This window comes from Kitasatospora sp. NPDC091207, from assembly GCF_044768625.1.
In the GTDB taxonomy this organism is placed as follows: domain Bacteria; phylum Actinomycetota; class Actinomycetes; order Streptomycetales; family Streptomycetaceae; genus Kitasatospora.
Genome location: NZ_JBIVVS010000003.1, coordinates 398,142 through 422,894 on the forward strand (window position 1 = coordinate 398,142; position 24,753 = coordinate 422,894).

At 72.3% G+C, this 24,753-nt stretch carries 19 protein-coding genes; 5 read left to right on the plus strand and 14 right to left on the minus strand.

Features of this window, described 5'->3' with window-relative positions:
* Positions 1–211: 211 nt before the first annotated feature.
* Entirely contained in the window at positions 212–1,936 is a 1,725-nt protein-coding gene (gene treS / locus ACIQTO_RS09355) for a maltose alpha-D-glucosyltransferase (RefSeq protein ID WP_402385049.1), read from the minus strand.
* A complete protein-coding gene (locus ACIQTO_RS09360; RefSeq protein ID WP_402385255.1) occupies positions 1,933–3,888 on the minus strand; it encodes an alpha-1,4-glucan--maltose-1-phosphate maltosyltransferase in 1,956 nt (651 codons plus the stop codon). The genes treS and ACIQTO_RS09360 overlap by 4 nt, the downstream gene beginning before the upstream one ends.
* A 1,049-nt stretch (positions 3,889–4,937) precedes the next feature.
* Between ACIQTO_RS09360 and glgP the strand changes: the two genes are divergently transcribed.
* The gene (gene glgP / locus ACIQTO_RS09365) at positions 4,938–7,664 is read left to right on the plus strand and encodes an alpha-glucan family phosphorylase (protein WP_402385052.1); all 2,727 of its coding nucleotides are present in this window, start codon (positions 4,938–4,940) and stop codon (positions 7,662–7,664) included.
* A 75-nt stretch (positions 7,665–7,739) separates the two neighbouring features.
* On the opposite strand, the gene ACIQTO_RS09370 is transcribed toward glgP, so the two are convergent.
* The 4 genes from ACIQTO_RS09370 to glgX form a co-directional block, all read right to left on the minus strand.
* Positions 7,740–8,492 (minus strand): class I SAM-dependent methyltransferase, encoded by a 753-nt coding sequence (locus tag ACIQTO_RS09370; RefSeq protein WP_402385055.1) that lies wholly within the window; start codon positions 8,490–8,492, stop codon positions 7,740–7,742.
* 107 nt (positions 8,493–8,599) lie between these two features.
* Positions 8,600–10,486, minus strand: a complete 1,887-nt coding sequence (locus ACIQTO_RS09375) for an ABC transporter ATP-binding protein (protein ID WP_402385058.1) — start codon at positions 10,484–10,486, stop codon at positions 8,600–8,602.
* The gene (locus tag ACIQTO_RS09380) at positions 10,483–12,303 is read right to left on the minus strand and encodes an ABC transporter ATP-binding protein (protein WP_402385061.1); all 1,821 of its coding nucleotides are present in this window, start codon (positions 12,301–12,303) and stop codon (positions 10,483–10,485) included. Before ACIQTO_RS09380 ends, ACIQTO_RS09375 begins: the two co-directional genes overlap by 4 nt.
* 101 nt (positions 12,304–12,404) lie before the next feature.
* A complete protein-coding gene (gene glgX / locus ACIQTO_RS09385) occupies positions 12,405–14,630 on the minus strand; it encodes a glycogen debranching protein GlgX (RefSeq protein WP_402385063.1) in 2,226 nt (741 codons plus the stop codon).
* A 252-nt stretch (positions 14,631–14,882) separates the two neighbouring features.
* Between glgX and ACIQTO_RS09390 the strand changes: the two genes are divergently transcribed.
* The 4 genes from ACIQTO_RS09390 (at position 14,883) to ACIQTO_RS09405 (ending at position 19,708) form a co-directional block, all read left to right on the plus strand.
* Positions 14,883–16,124, plus strand: a complete 1,242-nt coding sequence (locus ACIQTO_RS09390; protein ID WP_402385066.1) for an Ig-like domain-containing protein — start codon at positions 14,883–14,885, stop codon at positions 16,122–16,124.
* Positions 16,125–16,376: 252 nt separating this feature from the next.
* Positions 16,377–17,591, plus strand: coding sequence for an Ig-like domain-containing protein (locus ACIQTO_RS09395; protein WP_402385069.1), 1,215 nt, complete (start codon positions 16,377–16,379; stop codon positions 17,589–17,591).
* A gap of 188 nt (positions 17,592–17,779) precedes the next feature.
* A complete protein-coding gene (locus ACIQTO_RS09400) occupies positions 17,780–19,033 on the plus strand; it encodes an Ig-like domain-containing protein (protein WP_402385072.1) in 1,254 nt (417 codons plus the stop codon).
* Between the two features lie 117 nt (positions 19,034–19,150).
* A complete protein-coding gene (locus ACIQTO_RS09405; protein WP_402385075.1) occupies positions 19,151–19,708 on the plus strand; it encodes an ATP-binding protein in 558 nt (185 codons plus the stop codon).
* 425 nt (positions 19,709–20,133) lie between these two features.
* Here the strand turns inward: ACIQTO_RS09405 and ACIQTO_RS09410 are convergent, their stop codons facing one another.
* From ACIQTO_RS09410 to ACIQTO_RS09445, 8 genes are all read right to left on the minus strand, one after another.
* Positions 20,134–20,574 (minus strand): hypothetical protein, encoded by a 441-nt coding sequence (locus ACIQTO_RS09410; protein WP_402385078.1) that lies wholly within the window; start codon positions 20,572–20,574, stop codon positions 20,134–20,136.
* Positions 20,574–20,984 (minus strand): helix-turn-helix domain-containing protein, encoded by a 411-nt coding sequence (locus tag ACIQTO_RS09415; protein ID WP_402385081.1) that lies wholly within the window; start codon positions 20,982–20,984, stop codon positions 20,574–20,576. The genes ACIQTO_RS09410 and ACIQTO_RS09415 overlap by 1 nt, the downstream gene beginning before the upstream one ends.
* 62 nt (positions 20,985–21,046) lie before the next feature.
* Positions 21,047–21,406: a type II toxin-antitoxin system RelE/ParE family toxin gene (locus ACIQTO_RS09420; protein WP_402385083.1), complete on the minus strand. Its 360-nt coding sequence runs from the start codon at positions 21,404–21,406 to the stop codon at positions 21,047–21,049.
* 66 nt (positions 21,407–21,472) lie between these two features.
* Positions 21,473–22,351, minus strand: a complete 879-nt coding sequence (locus ACIQTO_RS09425) for a hypothetical protein (protein WP_402385086.1) — start codon at positions 22,349–22,351, stop codon at positions 21,473–21,475.
* A gap of 228 nt (positions 22,352–22,579) precedes the next feature.
* Complete coding sequence (locus ACIQTO_RS09430; protein WP_402385089.1) at positions 22,580–22,840, minus strand: DUF397 domain-containing protein; 261 nt, start codon at positions 22,838–22,840, stop codon at positions 22,580–22,582.
* Positions 22,837–23,067, minus strand: a complete 231-nt coding sequence (locus ACIQTO_RS09435) for a Scr1 family TA system antitoxin-like transcriptional regulator (protein ID WP_402385092.1) — start codon at positions 23,065–23,067, stop codon at positions 22,837–22,839. The genes ACIQTO_RS09430 and ACIQTO_RS09435 overlap by 4 nt, the downstream gene beginning before the upstream one ends.
* Before the next feature lie 180 nt (positions 23,068–23,247).
* Complete coding sequence (locus ACIQTO_RS09440) at positions 23,248–23,772, minus strand: hypothetical protein (protein ID WP_402385094.1); 525 nt, start codon at positions 23,770–23,772, stop codon at positions 23,248–23,250.
* 182 nt (positions 23,773–23,954) lie between these two features.
* The gene (locus ACIQTO_RS09445) at positions 23,955–24,677 is read right to left on the minus strand and encodes a TetR/AcrR family transcriptional regulator C-terminal domain-containing protein (RefSeq protein ID WP_402385097.1); all 723 of its coding nucleotides are present in this window, start codon (positions 24,675–24,677) and stop codon (positions 23,955–23,957) included.
* Positions 24,678–24,753: the final 76 nt, after the last annotated feature.

Consider the following 24,753-nt stretch of genomic DNA (forward strand, 5'->3'; position numbering starts at 1 on the left):
TGCCCGACGGGTCTGGCCGGGTCCGTCAGTCTTCCGGATTTCGGCGGCGCGGCGGCGACGGCACGCGAGCGGGGCTCAGGTGTCACGCCTTCGTGTGGGTGGCCGTTGGGCTGTTCTCCGTACGCGGTGGTGCAGAGACCTCCGGGGGCGCGGGGGGTTCAACTCTCGCGCCCCCGGAGGGTTTGGTGAGGCGGGTGCTCCTGGCGGATCGTTACTTCGATCGCCTGGCGCCGCTCAGGCGCGGGGGCTGCCGGAGCTGGAACCAGTAGAAGCCGTGTCCGGCGAGGGTGAGCAGGTACGGCCACTCGCCGATCGAGGGGAAGCGCACCCCGCCGATCAGCTCGACCGGGTACCGCCCTCCGTACTGCCGCAGGTCGAGTTCGGTCGGCTGCGCGAAGCGGGAGAAGTTGTTCACGCACATGACCAGGTCACCCTCGTGCTCGCGCACGAAGGCCAGGACCGCGGGATTGCTGGAGGGCAGTTCGGTGTACGTGCCGAGACCGAACGCCGAGTTGAGCTTCCGGATCTCGATCATGCGACGCGTCCAGTGCAGCAGTGAACTCGAACTGGTCTGCTGCGCTTCGACGTTGGTCACCTGGTAGCCGTACACCGGATCCATGATGGGCGGCAGACTGAGCCTGCCCGGGTCGGCGGACGAGAAACCCGCGTTGCGGTCCGGGGTCCACTGCATCGGCGTGCGCACGCCGTCCCGGTCGCCCAGCCAGATGTTGTCGCCCATCCCGATCTCGTCCCCGTAGTAGAGCACCGGGGAGCCCGGCAGGGAGAGCAGCAGGGCGGTGAACAGCTCGATCTGGTTGCGGTCGTTCTCCAGCAGCGGGGCCAGCCGGCGGCGGATGCCCACGTTGGCACGCATCCGGGGGTCCTTGGCGTACTCCGCGTACATGTAGTCGCGCTCCTCGTCGGTGACCATCTCCAGGGTCAGCTCGTCGTGGTTGCGCAGGAAGATGCCCCACTGGCAGCCGTGCGGGATGCGCGGGGTCTTGGCGAGGATCTCCGACACCGGGTAGCGGGACTCCCGGCGGACCGCCATGAAGATGCGCGGCATCACCGGGAAGTGGAACGCCATGTGGCACTCGTCGCCGCCGGAGGCGAAGTCGCCGAAGTAGTCGACGACGTCCTCCGGCCACTGGTTGGCCTCGGCGAGCAGCACGGTGTCGGGGTAGTTGGCGTCGATCTCCTTGCGGACCCGCTGGAGGAACTCGTGCGTCTCCGGCAGGTTCTCGCAGTTGGTGCCCTCGCGGGCGAACAGGTACGGCACGGCGTCCAGCCGGAAGCCGTCGATGCCGAGGTCGAGCCAGAACCGCAGCCCGGCGATCATCTCGTCCTGGACCCGGGGGTTGTCGTAGTTGAGGTCCGGCTGGTGGGAGAAGAAGCGGTGCCAGAAGTACTGCTTGCGCACCGGGTCGTAGGTCCAGTTGGAGGTCTCGGTGTCGACGAAGATGATCCGGGCGTCCGGATACTGCTTGTCGTCGTCGGCCCACATGTAGAAGTCGCCGTACGGGCCGTCCGGGTCCTCCCGGGAGGCCTGGAACCAGGGGTGCTGGTCACTGGTGTGGTTCATGACGAAGTCGATGACCACGCGCATGCCGCGGGCGTGCGCGGCGTCCACGAACTCCATGAAGTCGGCCAGGTCGCCGAACTCCGGCAGGACCGACTTGTAGTCCGCGACGTCGTACCCGCCGTCGCGCAGCGGCGAGGCGAAGAACGGCGGCAGCCAGAGGCAGTCGACCCCGAGCCATTGGAGGTAGTCGAGCTTGGACGTGAGCCCCCTGAGGTCCCCGATCCCGTCGCCGTTGCTGTCCTGGAAGGACCGCACCAGGACCTCGTAGAAGACCGCACGCTTGAACCACTCCGGGTCCAGGTTCTTCTTCGAGGTCTCGGGGAAGGTGTCGGGCACGGGCTCGTTCACTGTCACGCTGGGTTCCTCCGAACCGTGAGGAGGTGAGCCGGCTCGGCTGAGGGATCGAGCCGGACGTAGTTGTGCCGGCCCCAGGTGTAGGCGGCGCCGGTGAGTTCGTCGTGCACCGCGAACGGGCCGTCCCCGTCGAGGGTGACGGTGGCCTCCTGGGCGTGGTGCGGGTCGAGGTTGACCACCGTGATGACGTGGTCGGTCAGGCCGTCGGCCGTGGTGGCGGTCTTGGAGAAGGCGAGCACCTGGTCGTTGTCGGTGGAGTGGAAGCGCAGGCCGCGCAGCTGCTGGAGCGAGGGGTGCCGGCGGCGCAGCCGGTTCAGCACGGTGAGCAGCGGGGCGAGGCTGTCGGTGCGGGTCCAGTCGCGGGGCCGGAGTTCGTACTTCTCGGAGTGCAGGTACTCCTCCGAGCCCGGGTGGGCCGGCTCGTCCTCGTACAGCTCGTAGCCGGCGTAGACGCCGTAGCTGGGGGAGAGGGTGGCGGCCAGCACGGCGCGGATCGCGAACCCGGCCCGGCCGCCGGTCTGCAGGTAGGCGTGCAGGATGTCCGGGGTGTTGGCGAAGAAGTTCGGCCGCATGTAGGCGGCGGCGTCACCGGCGAGCTCGGTGAGGTAATCGATGAGCTCCTGCTTGGTGGTGCGCCAGGTGAAGTACGTGTACGACTGGTGGAAACCGATCTTTCCGAGCGTCTGCATCATCGCGGGCCGGGTGAACGCCTCCGCCAGGAACACGACGTCCGGGTCGGTGCGGGCGATGTCGGCGAGCACCTTCTCCCAGAACAGCACCGGCTTGGTGTGCGGGTTGTCGACCCGGAAGATCCGCACGCCGTGGGTCATCCAGAACCGGAGGACGCGGAGCGTTTCCTTGACGATTCCGTCCATGTCCTGGTCGAAGTTGATCGGATAAATATCCTGATACTTCTTCGGCGGGTTCTCGGCATAGGCGATGGTGCCGTCGGCGCGGTGGCTGAACCATTCCGGGTGCTTGTTCACCCAGGGGTGGTCCGGCGAACACTGGAGCGCGAAGTCCAGGGCCACCTCCAGGTGCAGCGCCTCGGCCTCGGCGACGAAGTGGTCGAAGTCCTCGATGGTGCCGAGGTCGGGGTGAACGGCGTCGTGGCCGCCCTCCGGCGAGCCGATCGCCCAGGGTGAGCCGACGTCGTGCGGACCGGCCGTCAGGGTGTTGTCCGGGCCCTTGCGGAAGGCTCGGCCGATCGGGTGGACCGGCGGCAGGTAGACCACGTCGAAGCCCATCGCGGCGACGGCGGGCAGCCGCTCGGCGGCGGTGCGCAGGGTGCCCGAGCGCGGCGGCTCGACGCCGGCCGGGTCGACCACCGCGCCCTCCGAGCGGGGGAAGAACTCGTACCAGGAGCCGTACAGCGCGCGTTCGCGGTCCACCTGCAGGGGGAGCGGGCGGGAGGCGCTCACCAGTTCGCGCAGCGGGAAGCGGGCCAGCAGGTCGAGCACCTCGGGGGCGAGTGCCGCGGCCAGCCGGGACAGCGGCGGCAGGCCGGTGTCGCGCAGCGCGTCGAGCGCGGCCAGCACGTGCGCCCGGCCCTCCTTCTTCGGCACGCCGCCGGCGGCCCGCTCCAGCAGCAGCGCGCCCTCCTCCAGGACCAGCGCGGTGTCGATCCCGGCGGGCAGCTTCACCGCGGCCACCTTGCGCCAGGTGGCGAGCGGGTCGCTCCACGCCTCCACCAGGTAGGACCAGCGGCCCGGCGCGGTCGGGGTGACCTGGGCGCCCCAGCGGTCGGTGCCCTCGGCGAGTTCGCGCATCGGCGTCCACGGGCCGCTGCGGCCGCGCGGGTCGCGCAGGACGACGTTGGCGTTCACCGCGTCGTGGCCCTCCCGGAACACGGTGGCGGTGACCACGAAGGTCTCGCCGACCACCGCCTTGGCCGGGCGACGGCCGGCGTCGACGAGGGGGCTGACGTCCAGGACGGGGATGCGGCCGATCACGGTGTCGCTCTCTGTCGTCTTGCGGGCGGCGGGTTTGCGGGCAGCGGTCTTGCGGGCGGCCGGCTTCCGGCCGGTCTCCCCGCGCGCGGCCGTGGTGCGGGCGGGTGCCCGGCGGGTCGTCGGGCCGGCCTTCGCGGTGGCGGTGGCCTCGGTGTCGGCGGCGGTGGCGGCGGTCGTGCGGCGCGTGGTGGCGCGGCCGCGGGGTGCCGCCGGCCGGTCCTCCTCGGCCCCGGGTTGTCGGGCCGGTTCGGTCTGCTGCTCCGTACGGATAGCCCCGGCCCCCCGGGGTCCCGGCATCGCCGCGTCTGTCCGAGTGTCAGAATCCATCCGTCCGGCGGATTCCGCGACCGCTGCGTCGTGGCTGTCGGCCACCGGTGTGGACTGGTCCCGCGTGTCGCCGTGCATGCCAAACTCCTGCCCGAGATCGGCGGCAGCTCCCGCGGGCCGGCCGGCCGGGGGGAGTACCGGGAGGACTGCTGGGTGGGGAGGACGTGCGACCGGAAGCCTGCCCGCGCCGCCGTCCCCGGCAACCTGCCCCGCTCCCGCCGAGCCCCTGGAGGGGCGCCCGAGAGCCCGCGCGCGTCCCGGCGCGCGCCTCTCGGGGCACGCCCCTGGGCGACCCAACCCACCCGTGAACGAGCAGGCCGAGTTCGAGGACACGCGTCGGTGCGCGGTGAGCGCCGAATGGGCTAAGAAGGTTGGGAATCGATCAACGCGAAAAGGATTCGGACGTGCTGCTTCAAGGAGGGCGCCACCCGTCGCCGCACTCCCCGCAGCTCCCACGACCTTGGTTCATAGTCGCACCGGCGACAAGACTTTTGCAGCGGTACGACAGTAGTTTCGGGCTTTGTCCGGGGCGGCTCCACCGGTGGAAATGGATCTGTTCCGCAGTGTTCACGCATTGGTAGCGCGTTCCGCCGGAACGTGCGCCGCGCGCGCCCCCTGTGCAGCCCAATGCGCCGAATGCGATCTCATCAATAGGCCGAACGGAGGCTCAATAGCCCACTTGACGCACCATCATGACAGTCGCCGGGGCTACGCTTCACGCCGTGAAGGCAATCCGCAGATTCACCGTCCGCACCGTCCTGCCCGAACAACTCCAGCCGTTGCACGAGCTGGCCCTCAACCTGCGCTGGTCCTGGCACCCCGAGACCAGGGACCTCTTCCGGTCCGTGGACCCGGAGGTCTGGGCGGCCACCGGGGAGGATCCGGTGCGCCTCCTGGGGGAGGTGCCGGCCGCCCGGCTCGCCGCGCTCGCCGCCGACCGCCGGTTCCTGCGCAGACTCGGCGACCTCGCCGACGACCTGCGGGAGTACCTGGCCGGCCCGCGCTGGTACCAGGCCGCCCAGCACGGCCTCGACCAACCGGTCGCCGGTGGCTCGCAACCCGCCGCCATCGCCTACTTCTCGCCCGAGTACGGCATCGCCGCGGCGCTGCCGCAGTACTCCGGCGGGCTCGGCATCCTGGCCGGCGACCACCTCAAGGCGGCCAGTGACCTCGGCGTCCCGATCATCGGGGTGGGGCTGTTCTACCGGCACGGGTACTTCCGGCAGTCGCTCAACCGGGACGGCTGGCAGCAGGAGCGCTACCCGCTCCTCGACCCGGACGAACTCGCCGTCACGCTGCTCCGGGAGAGTGACGGCGCGCCCTGCCGGATCGACCTGGCCCTGCCCGGCGGCCGCACGCTCGCCGCGCACGTCTGGCGGGCCCAGGTCGGGCGGGTGCCACTGCTGCTGCTCGACTCCGACATCGAGGCCAACTCGCCCGCCGAGCGCGATGTCACCGACCGGCTGTACGGCGGCGGCAGCGAGCACCGGCTGCTCCAGGAGATGCTGCTCGGCATCGGCGGCGTCCGCGCGGTCCGCGCCTACTGCCGGCTCACCGGCCACCCCGCCCCCGAGGTCTTCCACACCAACGAGGGCCACGCCGGCTTCCTGGGCGTCGAGCGGATCCGCGAGCTGATCGCCGACGGTCCGGCCGAGCCCGGCCTGGACTTCGCGGCCGCCCTGGAGGCCGTCCGGGCCGGCACCCTGTTCACCACCCACACGCCCGTCCCGGCCGGCATCGACCGCTTCGACCGGGAGCTCGTCGCCCGGCACTTCGGCGGCGACGCCGCGCTGCCCGGTGTCCCGGCCGAGCAGGTGCTCGCGCTCGGCGCCGAGACCTGGCGCGGCGGGGATCCGAAGCTGTTCAACATGGCCGCGATGGGCCTGCGGCTCGCCCAGCGCGCCAACGGCGTCTCCACCCTGCACGGCGAGGTCAGCCGGTCCATGTTCAACGGGCTCTGGCCGGGCTTCGACGCCGCCGAGGTGCCGATCACCTCGGTCACCAACGGCGTCCACGCGGCGACCTGGATCGATCCGGCGGTCGTCCGGCTCGGCGCCGCCGAGATCGGCGCCGACCGCGCCGAGGACGCCATGACCACCGGCGACGCCAAGCGCTGGACGGGCCTGGAGCGGATCGGCAACTCCGAGATCTGGGAGCTGCGCCGCAGCCTGCGCGCCCAGCTGGTGGACGAGGCCCGGCAGCGGCTGCGTGCCTCCTGGCGCCAGCGCGGCGCGGGCGAGGCCGAACTCGGCTGGGTCTCCTCGGTGCTCGACCCGGACGTGCTCACCATCGGGTTCGCCCGCCGGGTGCCCTCCTACAAGCGGCTCACCCTGATGCTGCGCGACCAGGAGCGGCTGCGCGCCCTGCTGCTGAACCCCACCCGGCCGGTGCAGATCGTGGTCGCCGGCAAGGCCCACCCGGCCGACGACGGCGGCAAGCGGCTGATCCAGCAGATGGTCGCCTTCGCCGACGACCCCGCCGTCCGGCACCGGATCGTCTTCCTGCCGGACTACGACATGGCGATGGCCCGCCACCTCTACCCGGGCTGCGACGTCTGGCTGAACAACCCGCTCCGCCCGCTGGAGGCCTGCGGCACCTCGGGCATGAAGGCCGCGCTGAACGGCTGCCTCAACCTGTCCGTCCTGGACGGCTGGTGGGACGAGTGGTACGACGGCCAGAACGGCTGGGCGATCCCCACCGCCGACGAGACCGGCGGTGTCCTCGACCCGGAGAGCGGCGAGGCCGAGCGGCGGGACGACATCGAGGCCGCCGCGCTGTACGACCTGATCGAGCACCAGGTGGCCGCCCGGTTCTACGACCGGGGCGCGGACGGGCTGCCGCACCGCTGGATCGCCATGGTCCGGCACACCCTGGTCACCCTCGGGCCCAAGGTGCTGGCCGGGCGGATGGTCCGTGAGTACGTCGAGCGGCTGTACACCCCGGCGGCGCTGGCCCAGCGGGAGCTCGCGGCGGCCGGAGCCGAGCGACCGGAGGCGAGCGGGCGAGTAGCGGTCCCGTACGCGGGGGCGCGCGCGCTGGCCGCCTGGAAGGCCCGGGTGCGGGAGGCCTGGCCGGCCGTCCGGGTCGAGCACGTCGAGGCGGAGTGTCCGGACGAGGCACAGGAGCTGGGCAGCTCGCTGGCGCTGCGGGTGCAGGTCGCGCTGGGCGCGCTGGAGCCCGGCGACGTCGAGGTGCAGGCGGTCTCGGGGCGGGTGGACGAGTCGGACGGCATCTCGGACGCCTGCCTGCTGGCCCTGAAGCCGGTCAGCGGGCCGGACCTCGACGGGCGCACCCGGTACGAGGGCTCGCTGGAGCTCTGCCGGACCGGCCCGTTCGGGTACACCGTCCGGGTGCTGCCGGCCCATCCGCTGCTGGCCTCGCCGGCCGAGCTGGGCCTGGTGGCCCTGCCGGCCGAGTCGGTGGGGATGGACGCGGGGCTGCTGCGTTGAGCGGTGGGGAGGGCCGGTCGGTCCGGCTCTCCCCACCACCCCGGGCCGCCCGGGGCGCGGGCGGCCCGGCGGGTCCTACCGGACGGCGGCGACCAGGGCGTCGGTGACGGAACGCCAGGCCACCCCGGCCTCGCGGAACCCGGCCTCGACGAGCCGCGCGGTGTGCCAGTCGGCGGGGTGCGACGCGCCGGCGGCGTGCGAGCCGTAGATCGTGTCGCGGGCGGCGACCTGCTCGGCGAGCAGCGGGTCGGCCGCCGCCGCCGCCCACCAGCCGGCCCAGTCGAGGACGCCCTCGCCCCGCTCGCGCTCCTGGCGGCGCTGCTGGAAGGCCTCGTCGGCGGCGGTGAGCAGCGGGATCGACGACTCGGGGGCGTGGTCGGCGTTGAGGAAGACCCCGCCGGGGCGGATCAGTTCGGCGAGGTCCCCGTAGAGCCGGACGAGGTCGGCGGTGCGCAGCCAGTGCAGGGCGGTGGCGGTCACCACGGCGTCGTACGGGCCGGGCGGGAGCCGGGCGGCCCAGTCCGGGTCCGTGAGGTCGGCGGTCACCAGGGTGAAGCGGGGCTCGTCGGCCAGGAGGCCGCGGGCGATGGCCATCAGCGCCGGGTCCTGGTCGACGCCGACGCTGACCGCGCCGGGCAGCCGGGCGAGCAGCCGCTCGCTGATGCTGCCGGTGCCGCAGGCCAGGTCGAGGACGCGCGGCGCGGGGCCGGTGACGGCCTCGACCACGTCCAGCATGGTGCGGAACCGTTCCTCGCGGTCGGGCAGGTACCACTCCTGCTGGCGGTCCCAGCTGCGCTGCCAGCCCTGCCAGTGCGTCCGGTCGGTCACGTCCCGCTCCCTCGGTCGTCGGCCCGGGGGCCGGTGGGTCCGAGGTCCACGGTAGGCCCTTTCGGTAATGGACGAAAGGGCCTCGTGACTCTTACCTGTCGGGGCTGTCAGACCAGACTGTCCCGCCAGGCCCGGTGCAGCTCGGCGAAGCGGCCGGAGCCGTCGATCAGCTCCTGCGGGGTGCCGTCCTCGACGATCCGGCCCTGCTCCATCACCAGGACGCGGTCGGCGATCTCGACGGTGGAGAGCCGGTGGGCGATGATCACGGCCGTCCGCCCGGCCAGCACCGTGCGCATCGCCCGCTGCACGGCCTGCTCGCCCGGCACGTCCAGCGAGCTGGTCGCCTCGTCCAGGATCAGCACCGCCGGGTCGGCCAGCAGCGCGCGGGCGAAGGCGACCAGCTGGCGCTGGCCGGCCGAGATCCGGCCGCCGCGCTTGCGCACGTCGGTGTCGAAGCCGTCCGGCAGGGCGGCGACGAACTCGTACGCGCCGATGTCCCGTGCGGCCTGCTCGACCTCCTCGCGGGTGGCCCCCGGCCGGCCGATCGCGATGTTCTCCGCGACGGTGCCGGAGAACAGGAAGGACTCCTGCGTCACCATGACCACCCCGCGGCGGAGCTCGGGCGTGGCGAGGTCGCGCAGGTCCACCCCGTCGAGGGTGATCCGGCCGCCGCTCGGGTCGTAGAAGCGGGCCAGCAGCTTGGCCACGGTCGACTTGCCCGCACCGGTCGCCCCGACCACGGCCACGGTCTGGCCGGCCGGCAGCACCAGGTCGAAGGCGGGCAGCACCTCCTTGCCGGAGCGGTAGCCGAAGCGCGTCCCGTCGAAGTGCACCTCGCGGCCCTTCGCGAGGGAGCCGGCCGGCGTCTCGGGGAGCTCCTTCGGCTCGACGGGCTCGGCGACGGTCGGCTCGTGGGCGAGCAGGCCGGCGATCTTCTCCAGCGCCGCGGCGGCGGACTGGTAGCTGTTCAGGAACATCGCCAGCTGGTCGATCGGGTCGAACAGCCGGCGCAGGTAGAGCACGAACCCGGTGAGCACACCGAGCTCCACCGCGCCGTCGGTGACCAGGAAGGCGCCGAGCAGCACCACGCCGGCGCTCCAGACGTTCGCCGTGGCGCGGGAGAGGCCGACGTAGCGGGCGATCTCCAGCAGGCCGTCCGCCGTGGCGGCGGCCGACTGCCGGTTCACCACCGCGAACGCGGCGTCGTTGGCCCGCTCGCGGCGGAAGGCCTGGACGGGGCGGATGCCGTTCATGGTCTCGGTGAAGCGCACGATCAGCGAGGCGGCCGAGGTGCGCGAGCGGCGGTAGACCCGGCGCGAGCGGCGCCGGAAGGACCGGGCGGTCAGGAAGAGCGGGACGAAGGAGGCCAGCGAGACCAGGCCGAGCCGCCAGTCCATCACGAGCAGCAGCACCGAGATGTAGAAGACCGAGAGGAAGACGGTCAACAGCTCCTGGAGGCCCTCGGAGAGCAGCTCGCGCAGCGCGTCCACGTCGGAGGTGGCGCGGGAGATGATCCGGCCCGAGGTGTACCGCTCGTGGAAGTCCAGGCTGAGCCGCTGGGCGTGCCGGAAGATCCGGCCGCGCAGGTCCAGCAGGATGTCCTGGTTGATCCGGGCGCTGATCTTGATGAAGGCCCACTGCAGCACGGTGCTCAGCAGCGCGAAGGAGAGGTAGGCGCTGATCACCGCGACCAGCGGGCCGGCGTCGTGGTCGCGCAGGGCCGGGATGCCCCGGTCCATCGCGATCGCCACCAGCAGCGGGCCGGACTGCAGCGCCGCCTGCTGGAGCAGGATCACCACCATCGCGACGGTGACCCGGGCCCGGTGCGGGCCGAGCAGCGAGCGCAGCAGCTCGCGCGGCGCGCCCGGCGGGACGGGGATGTCCTCCTCGTCGGCCGGTGGCGGCGGGAGCTCCTCCTCCGGCACGGCCGTCGTGGCCTTCGGGCCGGTCGCGGATTTCCCGGACTTCTCGGCGGGTTCGATCGTGGTGGTCATCGGGCGGGGCCCCTCTCCGGTACCAGGGCGGCCTCGCCCGACATCAGTTCGCGGTAGCGCGCCGAGGTGCGCAGCAGCTCCTGGTGGGTGCCGACGGCCTCGATCCGGCCGTCCGCGAGCACCGCGACCCGGTCGGCGAGCAGGACGGTGCTCGGCCGGTGGGCCACCACCAGCGCGGTGGTGGAGCCGAGCACCTGGCGCAGGGCCCGTTCGACGAGCGCCTCGGTGTGCACGTCCAGCGCGGAGAGCGGGTCGTCCAGGACGAGGAAGGCCGGGGCGCCGACCACCGCGCGGGCCAGCGCGAGCCGCTGGCGCTGGCCGCCGGACAGGCTCAGGCCCTGCTCGCCGACCTCCGTCTCGACCCCGCCGGGCAGCTTCTCGACGAAGTCGGCCTGGGCGGTGGCGAGCGCGGCACCGAGCCGGTCGGGCCCGGCCCCGGGCGCGCCCATCAGGACGTTCTCCCGGACGGTGGCCGAGAACAGGGTCGGCTCCTCGAAGGCGACCGAGACCAGTTCGCGCAGCCGCTCCCGGGAGAGCTCGGCGACGGGCCGGCCGTCCAGGGTGATGGTGCCGGCGGTGGCCTCGTACAGCCGGGGGAGCAGTGCGGTGAGCGTGGTCTTGCCGCTGCCGGTGGCGCCGACCAGGGCCATCGTCTCGCCGCTGCGGATGTGCAGGTCGATGCCCTGGAGCAGGTCGGGGGTGCCGGGCGGGGCGTCCGGGTAGCGGAAGCGGACGCCGGTGAGCCGGATGCCGTCGGGGGTGGTGCCCCGCGCGGTGGCGGCGGCGGCCGTGGTGTCCGGGTCCGTGTCGTCGGCCGGCTCGGGCTCGTCCAGCACCTCGAAGAAGCGGTCGGTGGCGGTGGCGGCCTCGTTGGCGTAGGCGAGCAGCCAGCCGAGCGACTCGACCGGCCAGCGCAGCGCGAGCGCGGTGGAGAGGAAGGCGACCAGGGTGCCGGTGCTCAGCTCGTCGTGCGCGACCAGGTAGCAGCCGGCCGCGAGCGCGCAGCCGAGCGCCAGCTCGGGCAGGCCGACGATGACCGCCCAGAGGTTGGCGAGCAGACCGGCCTTGCGCAGCTCGGTGCGGCGCAGGTCACGGGCCTGGGCGCGGAACCGCTCGGCCATCGACCGGTGCCGGCCGAAGGCCTTGAGGATGCGGATGCCGAGGATGGACTCCTCGATGACGGTGGCGAGGTCGCCGTTCTGGTCCTGGGCACGGCGGGCGGCGCCGGAGTAGCCGGCCTCGAAGCGCCGGGTCAGCACGATCAGCGGGACGGCGGGCAGCAGCACGATCAGCGCCAGCCGCCAGTCCTGGGTGAACATCAGCGCGGTGCCCGCGAGGAAGGTCGCCGTGTTGACGACCAGGAAGACCAGCGGGAAGGCCAGGAACAGCCGCATGGTGTACAGGTCGGCGGTGGCCCGGGAGAGCAGCTGGCCGGAGCCCCAGCGGTCGTGGAAGGAGATCGGCAGCCGCTGCAGCCGGGCGAAGAGGTCGCCGCGCATCGCCGTCTCCACCGCGGCCAGCGGCTTGGCCAGGATGACCCGGCGCGCGTAGAACAGGGCCGCCTCGAAGAGGCCGAGCGCGAGCAGCAGGCCGATCAGCGGCCAGAGCGCGCCGAGGTCGTGGTCGGTGATCGGCCCGTCGACGATTCGGCCGAGAACGATCGGGACGAGCAGCACACTGAGCGCGGCGAGCAGCGCCGCGCCGACGGCGGTGGTGAGCCGCCAGCGGATCACGCGGGCGTACGGCCACAGGCGCAGCAGTGAGCGGACCGTCGACCGGCGGGCGGGCGTGGGGGCGGGGGCTTGGTTCTCGGCCATCGCCGTGAGCGTAGGTCGGGGACCCGTCATTTCTCATCAGGTTTTTCGCACCTGTCGGCGAGAACCGGCCACTCGTGCGGGGGGCCGGTGGGGTGCCGGGGTCACCGGGGGGCCGGTGTGCGCAGCAGTCGCAGCGAGCGGCCGGCCAGCAGCGCGGTGTCCGGCGGGGGGAGCGGACCGGCCTCCTCGGTGGCGGTGTCCAGCACCGTCTCGTACGCCGCCTCCGGTGCGGCCCAGGGTTCGCCGGGCAGCGTGAAGGCCACCGGATCGGGGCCGGCGTTGAGCAGCAGCAGGAAGCTGTCGTCGCGCAACGGGCGCCCGTGCTGGTCGCGTTCGGACATCGCGGCGCCGGACAGCAGCATCCCGAGGCAGGCCGTCGGGGCGAACCAGTCGGCCTCGGTCATCTCCTTGCCGCGCGGGGTGAACCAGGCCAGGTCGGGCTGGCCGCCGGGCGCGGCGGCCCGGCCGGAGAAGAACGCCCGCTGCCGCAGCACCGGGTGGGCGCGGCGGAGCCGGACGAGGCGGGCGGTGAGGTCGCGCAGCCCGGCCCAGCCCTCGTCCGCCAGCAGCGACCAGTCCAGCCAACTGATCTCGTTGTCCTGGCAGTAGGCGTTGTTGTTGCCGAGCTGGGTGCGGCCGAACTCGTCCCCGGCGGTGATCATCGGGACGCCGGTGGAGAGCAGCAGGGTGGCCATCAGGTTGCGCAGTTGGCGCAGGCGCAGGGCCTGCACGGCCGGATCGGTGGTCTCCCCCTCGACGCCGTGGTTCCAGGACCGGTTGTCGTCGGTGCCGTCCCGGTTGGCCTCGCCGTTGGCCTCGTTGTGCTTGCGGTTGTAGGAGACCAGGTCGCGCAGGGTGAAGCCGTCGTGCGCGGTGACGAAGTTGACCGAGGCGTAGGGGCGCCGGCCACCGCGCTGGTAGAGGTCGGAGGAGCCGGAGAGCCGGTAGCCGAGTTCGCGGACGTCCGGGCGGGCACCGCGCCAGAAGTCCCGCACGGTGTCGCGGTACTTGTCGTTCCACTCGGCCCACAGCGGGGGGAAGCCGCCGACCTGGTAGCCGCCCGCGCCGACGTCCCAGGGCTCGGCGATCAGCTTGACCCGGCTCAGCACCGGGTCCTGGGAGACGGCGGCGAGGAAGGGGTGGTCCATCTCGACGCCGTCGCCGCCGCGGGCGAGCGCGGCGGCGAGGTCGAAGCGGAAGCCGTCCACACCCATCTCGGTGACCCAGTACCGCAGCGAGTCGGTGATCAGCCGGATCACCTGCGGGCGGCGGGTGTCCAGGGTGTTGCCGCAGCCGGTGTAGTCGGCGTAGCCGCGGGGGCGGTTCAGCGGGAGGCGGTAGTACCCGGCGTTGTCGATGCCCCGGAGCGAGAGCGTGGGGCCCAGCTCGGCGCCCTCGGCGGTGTGGTTGTAGACCACGTCGAGGACGACCTCGATGCCGGCGGCGTGCAGCGCGCGCACCATCCGCTTGAACTCGCCGACCTGGCCGCCGCGGCCGCCCGAGGCGGAGTACCCGGCGTGCGGGGCGAAGTAGCCGACGGTGTTGTACCCCCAGTAGTTGCCCAGTCCGCGGGCCTGGAGGTGGTCCTCACCGGCGTACTGGTGCACCGGCAGCAGCTCGACGGCGGTCACGCCGAGCCCGGTGAGGTGGGCGATCGCGGCGGGGTGGGCGAGGCCGGCGTAGGTGCCGCGCAGCTCCGGGGGCACCTCGGGGTGGCGCATGGTGAAGCCGCGGACGTGCAGCTCGTACAGCACCGTCTCCGCCCAGGGGGTCTTGGGGCGGTGGTCGTCGTACCAGTCGTCGTCGTCGTGGACGACGACGGACCGGGGCACGTAGCGCGCCGAGTCGCGGTTGTCCCGGACGGTGTCGGCGACATCGGCCTCGGGCCAGTTGCGGACGGCGGAGCAGACCGAGTCGTGGGAGGTGTAACAGCCGTCGACGGCCCGGGCGTACGGGTCGAGCAGCAGTTTGGCCGGGTTCCACCGGGCGCCGGTCCACGGGTCCCAGCGGCCGTGGACGCGGAAGCCGTAGTGGGTGCCGGGGCGGACACCGGGGAGGAAGCCGTGCCAGGTCTGGAAGTTCTGCTCGGTCAGCCGGTGTCTGCTCTCCCGGCCGTCCTCGTCGAAGAGACAGAGGTCCACGGCCTCGGCGCCGGCCGCCCAGAGCGCGAAGTTGGTGCCCTGGCGGCCCTGGGCGTCGGTGCGGAAGCGGGCGCCGAGCGGCTGCCAGCTGCCGGGCCACGGTGGCTCGGTGCCGGGCCTCGGCGGCTCGGTGCCGGCATTACCCCGCGGCCGCACTCCGGCTCCCAGCTCCTGCCCTGACGCCATGGCCGCACCCTCCCTGGGCGGGGTGTCCCGGACCCCGTTCACCTTCTCCTTCCCTGATCCTGCTGATCGGAAGCCGCTGAACGACGGCTTACCGGCGGATGGCGGCCGGGGGCGGGGCGACCGGGCGTGCGCGGCGGGCGCCCGCCGGCCGCCGTGGGCCGCCGGGGTGGGATTCACCCGGGCGTCCGCGTGTCCCGCCGGGATTGCCCTCGTTGTCCGGGGTATCGGACGGAAATGGCGGGAGGCCCCGGAATGAGGCCCCGAGTACGGGTTTGGGCACGGCGTGCGGCGGCGCTGGGCTGGTGCCTGGCCGTGCTGACGGGGTGCGGCGGCGGCCCCGGGGGCGGCGCGGCGCAGGGACCGGGCGAGGACGCGGCGACCCCGGGGCACACGGCCCCGCCGCCGCCCTCCCGGGCGGCGATCACCGCGCTGCCCGCCGACGGCGCCCAGGACGTCCCGCCGGAGGGCCCGGTCCGGGTCTCGGTGGCCCAGGGGCGGCTGATCTCCGTCCGGCTGGCCGACGCCAAGGGCACCGAGGTGGCCGGCACGGTCGCCGAGGACGGCGCGACCTGGATGCCGGACGGCCCGCTGCCGCTCGGCACCGCGTACACGCTGGACTCGGTGGCCGAGGACGAGCAGGGGCAGAGGGCGAACCAGCACACCGCGTTCTCGACGGTGGCCCGGGCGCACACCTTCGTCGCCTTCTTCACCCCGGAGGACGGCTCCACGGTCGGCGTCGGCATGCCGGTCTCGCTGCGCTTCAGCCGGCCGATCACCGACCGGGCGGCCGTCGAGAAGGCGGTGACGGTGACGGCCGACCCGCCGGTCGAGCTGGCCGCGCACTGGTTCGGCAGCCAGCGGCTGGACGTCCGGCCGAAGACGTACTGGGCGGCCGGCACCAAGGTCGCGGTGGCGCTGCGGCTCAAGGACGTGCAGGGCGCGCCGGGCGAGTTCGGCACCCAGGCCAAGGACGTCCGGTTCACGATCGGGCGGGCCCAGGTCTCCACGGTGGACCTGGACGCCCACACCCTCACCGTCCGGGCCGGCGAGGGCGGCAAGGTGGTGCGCACGCTCAAGGTGTCCGGCGGGGACCCGAAGCACACCACCTACCGGGGCGTGCTGGTGGTCTCCGAGAAGTACCGGGTGACCAGGATGAACTCGCAGACCGTCGGGATGGGCGACGAGTACGACATCAAGGACGTCCCGCACGCGATGCGGCTGACCACCTCGGGCACCTTCATCCACGGCAACTACTGGGCCGACCCGGGGGTGTTCGGCACCGCCAACACCAGCCACGGCTGCATCGGCCTGGCCGACGCCAAGGGTGGGGCGGGCAAGGAGACCCCGGCGGGCTGGCTGTTCGAGCACTCCCTCCCCGGGGACGTGATCGAGGTCAAGGCCTCCACCGGGGACGTCGTCCCGCCGAGCAACGGGCTCAACGGCTGGAACCTGCCCTGGGGCCAGTGGATCGCCGGCAGCGCCGTCGAGCGCTGACCACGGGGCGGCCCCCTCCCGAAGATCTTCACCGTTGTTCCACCTGTGATCCGCCGCACGTCCCCCCGGATTCACTCATTCGGCCCAGCTATCCTGCTTGCCGCGCCGAAGCCCGGCGCGAAAGATCGCCGGTCCGGTGCAACCCGTCCGGGCAGACGCGCGTCCATCTGGATGGACACCGGGAGGGGAGAAACCGTGAAGCCGGTTAGGGCGGCCGACGCCGCGATACGCACGACCACCACCAGCCGTCGGATGCGCCGCACTGCGGTCGCGCTCGCGATGGGCGGGGTGCTGCTGCTCACTGCGGCCTGTGGGGACGACAAGGGCAGCGACGGGGGGAGCGGCGGCGGGGACGCGGCGGCGACGGCGGGTGCCGGCGGCACTCCGGCGCCCGGCCAGGCTTCGGCGACGCCGAAGACCTCGGCCGCGGTGCTGACCGTCGACCCGAAGGACGGCGCGCAGGACGTCTCGCCGACCAACGCGCTCAACGTGTCGGTCGCGGGCGGCACGCTGACGGCGGTCGACGTGACCGACAAGGAGGGCAAGCCGGTCGCCGGGGCGATGACGGCCGACAGCACCGGCTGGAAGCCCAGCGCGCCGCTCGCCGTCGGCATGATCTACAAGGTGAGCGCGCAGGCCAAGGACGCCGAGGGGCTGGTGGCCGCGTCCACCACCTCGTTCACCACGCTGACGCCCGACAAGAAGATCTCCACCAACGACAACATCACCGACAACGCCACCTACGGCGTCGGCATGATCGTCTCGGTGGTCTTCAACAAGGACGTGAAGAACAAGGAAGCCGTCGTCAAGGGGATCACCTTCGAGACGGCCGACGGTGCCACCGAGGTCAAGGGCCACTGGTTCGGCGCCCGGCGGCTGGACTTCCGCCCGGCCGAGTACTGGAAGCCCGGGACCAAGGTCACCATCAAGTACCGGCTGAAGAACGTCGAGGTCGCCCCGGGCGTCTACGGCGACGTGGACAAGGACGAGCCGTTCACCATCGGCCGCTCCCAGGTCTCCACCGCCGACTCCGCGACGCACCAGATGACGGTGGTCCGGGACGGCCAGCCGCACACCGTGCCGGTGACCCTCGGCGACGAGAAGAACCCGTCCTGGAACGGCGTGATGGTGGTCTCCAGCAAGGAGAAGGTCACCCGGATGAACTCGCAGACCGTCGGTCTCGGCGGCGAGTACGACATCCCGGACGTCCCGCACGCGATGCGGCTGACCAACTCCGGCACCTTCGTGCACGGCAACTACTGGGCGAACCCGTTCGGCAAGACCAACGCCAGCCACGGCTGCATCTCGATGCAGGACACCAAGGACGGCAGCGACGCCTCGGTCGCGGGCAAGTTCTTCAACGACTCGATGATCGGCGACGTGGTCAAGGTCGTGAACTCGAAGGAGAAGACGGTCGCGCCCGACAACGGGCTCAGCGGCTGGAACATCGCCTGGGCCAACTGGTAGGCCCTACCCCGCGGTAGCCCCCGTACTCCCGGTACGACGACGACCGGCCCGATCCTCACTCGTTGGGGTCGGGCCGATCGTCGTTCCCGGGCGAAAGCCGCTCGAATGGCGCAACCTTTCCGGTGATTGCCGCGTGTATCTGTCGAGTCCCGTCGTGATCGTGCGGGATCAACGGGAGGGGAGTCGACATGAGGTCGATACGCACAGTGGTGGCCGCCGGTCTGATCGGCGGCGCGCTGGTCCTGACCAGCGCGTGCAGCGGTGGCGGGGGCGGCGGGAGCGCGGCCAAGGCCGAGCTGGGCGGCGGCGCGGCCGCGGGGGCCGCGTCGAGCGCCTCGGCACCGGGCTCCGGGGCGGCGCCGGCCACGGCTCCGGCCGCAGCGACTCCGAAGGTGTCGACGGCGGTGCTGGACATCCAGCCGAAGAACGGCGCGGTGGACGTCGCCCCGAGCGGCGCGCTCAAGGTCGCGGTGGCGGGCGGCAGGCTCACCACGGTCAAGGTGAGCGACCGGAGCGGCAAGGAGGTCGCCGGGGCGATCGCCGCCGACGGCGCCAGCTGGGTGCCGTCCGCCGGCCTCGCGGTCGGCACCGCCTACCAGGTGAGCGCGATGGCCGCGGACGGCAACGGCGTGGTCGCCACGGCCGACAGCGGCTTCACCACGCTGACGCCCGAGCGCGAGGCGAAGGCGAGCGACAACGTCGAGGACAACGCCACCTACGGCGTCGGCATGATCGTCTCGGTCGACTTCGACAAGGACGTGAAGAACAAGGAGGCCGTCGCCACCGGCATCACCTTCGAGTCCGACAACGGCACCGTGGTGAAGGGCCACTGGTTCGGCGACCGCCGGCTGGACTTCCGCCCCGAGGCGTACTGGAAGCCGGGCACCAAGGTCACCGTCCACTACCGGCTGAAGAACGTGGAGATCGCCCCCGGCGTCTACGGCGGCGTGGACCGGGACGAGCCCTTCACGATCGGGCGATCGCAGATCTCGTCGGTTGACGCCAAGACCCACCTGATGACGGTGGTCAACGACGGCAAGAGCTCCGTCATCGAGATCACCTCCGGCTCGCCGGAGCACCCGACCTGGAACGGCACCATGGTCGTGATGTCCAAGGAGGGCGTGGTGCGGATGCAGTCCAGCAGCATGCCCGGGATGACCGGGGACCCGTACGACCTCCAGGTGCCGCACTCGATGCGGCTGACCACGTCCGGCACGTACGTGCACGGCAACTACTGGAGCGACGCCTTCGGCGAGGACAACGTCAGCCACGGCTGCGTCGGCCTCAAGGACGTGAAGGGCGGCGGCGGCGGCACCTCGGCGGGCACCTTCTACGACGGCTCGCTGATCGGCGACATCGTCACCGTACAGAATTCCTCGCGCGGCAAGGTCGCTCCGGACAACGGTCTCAGCGGCTGGAACCTGGACTGGAGTGCCTGGTAGGAGCCGGTTTGCGGCAACCCGGGCTTGACGCGGACCCGGCCCGGGTTGCACGCGGCATATGCCGAACGGGTGGTGATCGTTTGTTCATTGTCCGTACGCGGCCGCTTGCGTTCCGCAATGATGGACCGCATGGCGGGTTGGGGCGAAACAGATCAGTCATCACTTCCTGGGTCCAGCTTGGTTGCTGACGCATCGTGGATGTGCTTCCAAGACGCGTTGGCGGCCTTGGAGCGGCTCAGCTCCGAGGAGCTGGAGCGGATGTACTACGGCAGGCTGTGCGACCAGTCGACGCCGGGCGAGATGCGGTTGCCGTCCCGGCCGGAGTCCGGGCCGGTGGCCCGTCGGCTGGTGCTCTCGGTACTGGAGTCCTGGGAGCTGCACCAGCAGTTGGAGGTCGGCGAGCTGCTCACCAGCGAGCTGGTGGCCAACGCGGTGCGGCACGCGGCCGGGCGGACCATCGGCCTCCAGGTGTCGCGCAAACCCGGCTGGCTGCGGATCGAGGTGCGGGACTCCTCGCGGGCGCTGCCCTGCCTGATCCTGGCCGAGCCGCTGCCGATCAACGAGTTCGGGCGCGGGCTCAAGGTCGTCGACGACCTCGCCGACCGCTGGGGCGCCGATCTGCTGCCGCGCGGCAAGGGCGTCTGGTTCGAGCTGAAGGTGCGCGAGCGGCACTGAGGCGGGTCGGCCTCCGGGGCTGTTCCCGAGGCCGTTTCGCAAGCGTCCGCGGCCGGAAAACACGCAGGGCCCCCGATCCACCGTGGTCCGGTGCGTGGGGGCCCCTGCAAGTCATCGCGCCGGCCAAGGGGGTGCGTGCCCGCGCGATGGGTGACGGCCGTGCCAGGTCGGGCGGGCCGTAGTCCGAGTGTCCGCGGCGATTCGTTGACGCCCGCCGTCGGACATCTCGACTATCGCATGGATCTCAGCATGTGGGCAAACCGGCTGGCTTTGATTTCAAGGTTTGTAACCTAGTTCACCTTTGGATTTTGCATAGGTTAACGCTGTTGCCTGAGATTATTCATGCGCGAGTGGTGTAGGCGATGTGACAGCGGCCTGGCCGGGCGCTCCGCCCGGCGGCTGTCGGGCGCTCCGGCCGGCGGCCGTCAGGTGCTCTGGCCGGGCCCGCGCAGCGAGAGCAGCGGGGCGTCGACGCCGAGCTTCGCCGCGCTGCCCTGGAGCGCCTCCCGCAGGAACGGGTAGAGCACCGTCACGCCGATCCGGTCGACGAACTGCTGCTGCAGCTCGGCCGACAGCTCGAACGGCGCGCCGAGCGTGAACGCGGCCGCCGCGTCCACCACGAAGTCCGCCTGCACGCTCCCCAGTTCGAGCCGGCACCGTACTTCCAGGGTGGTCCCGTCGTCGCCCTCGCGGAGCCAGACCGAGAGCGTCGTCCGGGCGTCGGCCTCGGTGCGGGGCTCCTGCTGGTCGAAGAGGCGGCGGCCGGACACCTCCAGGAAGGAGACGTCCTCCAGCTCGGTGGCGGCGGTGAGCTCGTCGAGGCTGCTGAACCGCCGGACCGCGCGGCGGGTGGGGGTGCCGGCCATCAGACGGTCACCGACCGCTGGGCGTCGTCGCCCCAGGCCGTCGGGCGGGCCTGCGGCGTCCGCTCCCGGACGGCCACCCGGACCTGCACCGCCACCGGTGCGGGCTTCCAGGCGGGGGTCAGGTCGGCGGCGGTGTGGTCGACCATGGTGTGCAGCCGGGCGTCGACCGCGCGGGCGTAGCGCTGGAGGGTCGAGTAGCGGGCGTCGCCGCCCACCCGCTCGAACTCGGAGATCGTCGACTGCGACGTGCCCATCAGCTCCGCCACGTCGCGCTGGGTCAGGCCGCGCTTCTTGCGGGCCACGACCAGTGTCTCCACGAGTTCGGCGTAGGCCCGGGCGTCGTCCAGGCTCGCGGCGACGCGGGGATCGTCCGGGTCGAGGTCGAGCAGATCGTGCAACGTGGGTGCCATGGCCGCCTTCCCTCAGGGTGCTCTCACATTATCGCCCGAAACCGATATCGCGAACCGGGAACTCACCCGCTCCTCGGTCGGTTCCGCCACTCCTTGAGCCGCCGCTCGGCGGCGCCGCGCTCGTTCGGCGGGGTCTTCTGGGACTTCTTCTGGAAGAACGACAGGGCGAGCAGCACCAGCCCCTCGGACTCCTCCGCGAAGAGCAGGCGGAAGGTGCGGTGATCGCCGGTGAGCCGGACCTCCAGGAGGTCGTTGCCGAGGTCCTTGACGTCCCCCGGCAGGGTCTGCCGCTCCTTGACCCGGTTCATCAGGACGAACAGGCGGGCCCGTTCGTGGGTGGCGAGCCTGGCCTTCTGCAGGTCCTTGACCAGCGGCGTCGAGCCGTCCGCGCCCTCGTAGAAGGACCACTCCCGTGTGTTCAACGCCGCCCACCCCCGCTCCGATCGTGTGCTGATCGGCAGTGTAGGCGGGCGGAGGTCAAGGGGGAATCAACGCTCGTGCAGCGCGGACCGGTTGGGGCGGCCGGCGGTGCGGACCGCGCCGCGCACCCGGGCGGCGTGCCGGTGCACCGCCTGGGGGGAGAGCCGGGCGGGCGGCGGGGCCGCGGTGGCGGCGCCCGGACGGCAGGCCCGGCAGAGGCCGCCGAGGAGCGCCTGCGGGCGGCTCGGGGTGCGGCAGTCGGTGCACTCCAGGACGCGGGTGGTGGCGGGGGCCGGTGCGGGCTCCCGGGGGCGCTCGGGCGGCAACTTGTCGACCAGCCGGCGGCGGACCAGGGCGGCCGGGCTGTGCACGGTGGGCGGGAGACCGGCGGTGAGGGCAGTGACGAGGTGGGCGGCACCGGCCCCGCGCGCGAGCCACTGGGCGGCGAGCGGTTCGAGGGAGTCGCACTCACGGGCGGAGAGGGCGAGCCGGGGTTCGGTCAACCCGAGCGCGGCGAGGGTCCGGTAGGCGGGTGACCGGTCCGCCCGGGGGTGCGGACGCTCCTCCGGGGGGACCTGCTCCGGGTCGGGGTCGCTCTCGGTGTCGATGTCGCCGCCGGTCAGGAACCGGGACCACCAGGCGTCGTCCCGGGCCGTCCGGGAGAAGTAGGTGCGGAACACCCACTGGGTGCGGTCGCCGTCGACGCGCTCGCGGACCCGGCGCAGATGGCCGGCGACGGAGAGGCTGTTGAGGGCGGTGCGGACGGCCTGCTGGCCGTAGTGGGGCTGCTCGCGGGCGAGGGTCTTGGCGTCCATCGCGGCGCCTTCGGGTAGCCGGTCGATCAGACTGGCGAGGTACGCCTCACGGCCGGGCAGGTGTGCGAAGTCCTGGGCGCGGTGTGGCTGTTGGTCCGGCGCGGAGCGCTTTCCGTAGCCAGGAGACGCCATCGAGGGCAGGGCAGCGCTAAAGTCGTGGGTAGCCACAGGATCGACTGCTTTCGATCGTGCCGGTCAGACCCCCGTTGGTGTTGTCGCACCGGCGGGGGTTGATTCGTTGCTGCGCACGCTACACGGCGTGCGCGGGCTGTGGCGATCGGTGACGATAAGTCATATGGGCTGGCCGGGGCGGTACTTGGGGGTGGGTGGGTAGGGGCTACCCCCCATTCCTTCAGGGAGTCACTCGACCGCCGGGGCCTGAGCTTCGGGCGCGAAGGCGAGGAAGGCGGCCCAGGCGGCGGGGGAGAAGGCGAGCTGCGGGCCGGCCTGGTCCTTGGAGTCGCGGACGTGGACGGTGCGGGGGGAGGCGACGCCCTCGACGCAGTCGCCGCCATCGGTGGTGCTGTAGCTGGACTTGGTCCACGAGGCGGCTACCTCAACGCAGGCGTCACCCTGGTCGTTGCTGTAGCTGGACTTGAACCACGCGAGTTCGGCGCTCATAGCCCTCCCGCCACTCTTCGGATGAAGGCAACAGACTCATCGGCTCCGAGGGCCTGCATGCGGATCATTCCATAGCGCTGGGTGAGTGTGCTCACCTTCTCGGCGTCGCTGTAGAGGGCTCCCGTGTCTTGGGCTTCGACGTAGGCACGCCGGCCGTGGTCGGGCCCCTCCAGGAGCACCCGTGTGCCACACCGTGTGCCACGGCGTGGCACACGGTGGGAGGTCATCTGGCCCGCGCGAGCAGGAGGGGGCCGGTTGCGGCTCAGCTGTCCGGCTGGGTGAGAGCGGCTGCGGCCGGCCGCGGCCTGGGGCACGGTGGCCGAGCGGCAGTAGGTGGCGGGGTGGGGAGCGCGGGGGCGTGCCGGAGCCCGGGCAGGCGGGTCCGGCGGCGTGAGCCGGGACCGCTCCTAGTAGGTGACCAGGGTCTCCAGCTCGGGGCCGTACCCGTAGGCGTTGAGCTCCCGGTGCAGCTGGGGGTTGGTGGGGCCGTACTCGTAGTAGCTGTACGTGGCCCAGTTGACTTTCAGCTGCCCAGTGCCCGGAGCGCGCTCGATCACCTTGATCGTCATGGTCATCGTCCGGGTGTCGCCCGGCGCGATCGGCAGGCGGGGGTGGAACGCGGCGGTCATCTCGCCGATCGTGCAGTCGGCGACGTCCCCGCCGCAGGCGGTCACCTGGATGAGGCCGTGGGTCTCGTTCAGCGGCCAGGCGGGCTGGACGAACTCGTAGGCGAAGGAGAGGTCGGTGGACTCGGTGTTGGTGAGGGAGATGGTGACGGTCAGCGTGTCCCCGCTGCCGGCCGTGTGCCGGTCCACCACGTAGGTGTGGCCGTAGGTCTCGGCGGCGGATGCCGGGGTGCTGATCATGGCGATACCAACTCCCAGGACTAACGCGAGAGTTGATGCGATCCTGCGGATTCGGAAGAGTGTCATGCGGCCGAGGATACGAACCATTCCCGGCTTTGTCTCCAGGGCTTCGGGGAGCCGGTCGGGGGGTGCGGCCCGAACCCGCAGGTGGCGGCGTCGGGGCGGGGGTCCTGGCCGCTTCCGGCCGCGCCCGCCCCGACCCCGCCCTCCGTTCCCGGCCCCGACTCCGCCCCGCGCCTCGCGGTCCGCTACGTGCGCGGCAGGCGCAGGGCCAGGCCGTCCAGGACGACCTCCAGGCCGTAGTGGAACTTGGAGTCGCGCAGCTCCGCCGGGTCGACGCCCTGGACGGCGTCGTACGCGGTGGCGAGGTGTTCGGTGCCGGCGACGGCCTGCTGGGCGGTGGGCAGCAGGCGGGCGATGAACTCGGCCTCGCTCACGCCGGAGCGGGCGATGGTGGTCAGCCAGGCCGCCTCCGTCGTACTCATGCCGATCACGTAGGAGAGCACGGTCTCGATCGCGCGCTCCGGTTCGGGGAGGCCGGCGGTGGTGAACAGGGCGGCCATCCGCTCCGAGTAGGCCATCAGATTGGGGCCCAGGTAGGCGAGGCCGGCCTGGCCGAGGACGGTGGCCAGCCAGCGGTGCCGCAGCGTCGTCGTGCGGAAGGACTCGGCGGCGGCGGTGACGGCCGCCCGCCAGTCGGCGCTGTCGGCGGGCGGCACGGTCATCTCGCCGAAGGCCTCGTCCACCGCGAGCTCCATCAGCTCGTCCTTGGTGGCCACGTGCCGGTAGAGGGAGGTCGCGCCCGCGTTCAGGCGGGCGCCGAGCTTGCGCATGCTGAGCGCCTCGACGCCGTCGGCGTCCAGCATCGCGACCGCCTCGCGGACGATCGCCGTCCGGCTGAGCGCCGGCTGCTCGACCTCGCGGTGCTGCCGGGTCCATACGGACGGGATCGGGTTCGCCTTGGCGGCCATGAGGTCCTCCACTTCGCGGGCTGTCCTGCGTACACCGTGCGCGCCAAGCGTACAGGCGCACGTTGTTGCGCACACT

Coding starts and splice junctions, on each gene's coding strand:
- ACIQTO_RS09425 (WP_402385086.1), bottom strand. CDS start 22,351: ATGGCGTCTCCTGGCTACGGAAAGCGCTCCGCGCCGGACCAACAGCCA.
- ACIQTO_RS09395 (WP_402385069.1), top strand. CDS start 16,377: ATGCGCCGCACTGCGGTCGCGCTCGCGATGGGCGGGGTGCTGCTGCTC.
- ACIQTO_RS09390 (WP_402385066.1), top strand. CDS start 14,883: ATGAGGCCCCGAGTACGGGTTTGGGCACGGCGTGCGGCGGCGCTGGGC.
- ACIQTO_RS09445 (WP_402385097.1), bottom strand. CDS start 24,677: ATGGCCGCCAAGGCGAACCCGATCCCGTCCGTATGGACCCGGCAGCAC.
- ACIQTO_RS09435 (WP_402385092.1), bottom strand. CDS start 23,067: ATGACCTCCCACCGTGTGCCACGCCGTGGCACACGGTGTGGCACACGG.
- ACIQTO_RS09380 (WP_402385061.1), bottom strand. CDS start 12,303: ATGGCCGAGAACCAAGCCCCCGCCCCCACGCCCGCCCGCCGGTCGACG.
- ACIQTO_RS09405 (WP_402385075.1), top strand. CDS start 19,151: ATGATGGACCGCATGGCGGGTTGGGGCGAAACAGATCAGTCATCACTT.
- ACIQTO_RS09400 (WP_402385072.1), top strand. CDS start 17,780: ATGAGGTCGATACGCACAGTGGTGGCCGCCGGTCTGATCGGCGGCGCG.
- ACIQTO_RS09415 (WP_402385081.1), bottom strand. CDS start 20,984: ATGGCACCCACGTTGCACGATCTGCTCGACCTCGACCCGGACGATCCC.
- ACIQTO_RS09375 (WP_402385058.1), bottom strand. CDS start 10,486: ATGACCACCACGATCGAACCCGCCGAGAAGTCCGGGAAATCCGCGACC.
- ACIQTO_RS09440 (WP_402385094.1), bottom strand. CDS start 23,772: ATGACACTCTTCCGAATCCGCAGGATCGCATCAACTCTCGCGTTAGTC.
- glgX (WP_402385063.1), bottom strand. CDS start 14,630: ATGGCGTCAGGGCAGGAGCTGGGAGCCGGAGTGCGGCCGCGGGGTAAT.
- ACIQTO_RS09430 (WP_402385089.1), bottom strand. CDS start 22,840: ATGAGCGCCGAACTCGCGTGGTTCAAGTCCAGCTACAGCAACGACCAG.
- ACIQTO_RS09410 (WP_402385078.1), bottom strand. CDS start 20,574: ATGGCCGGCACCCCCACCCGCCGCGCGGTCCGGCGGTTCAGCAGCCTC.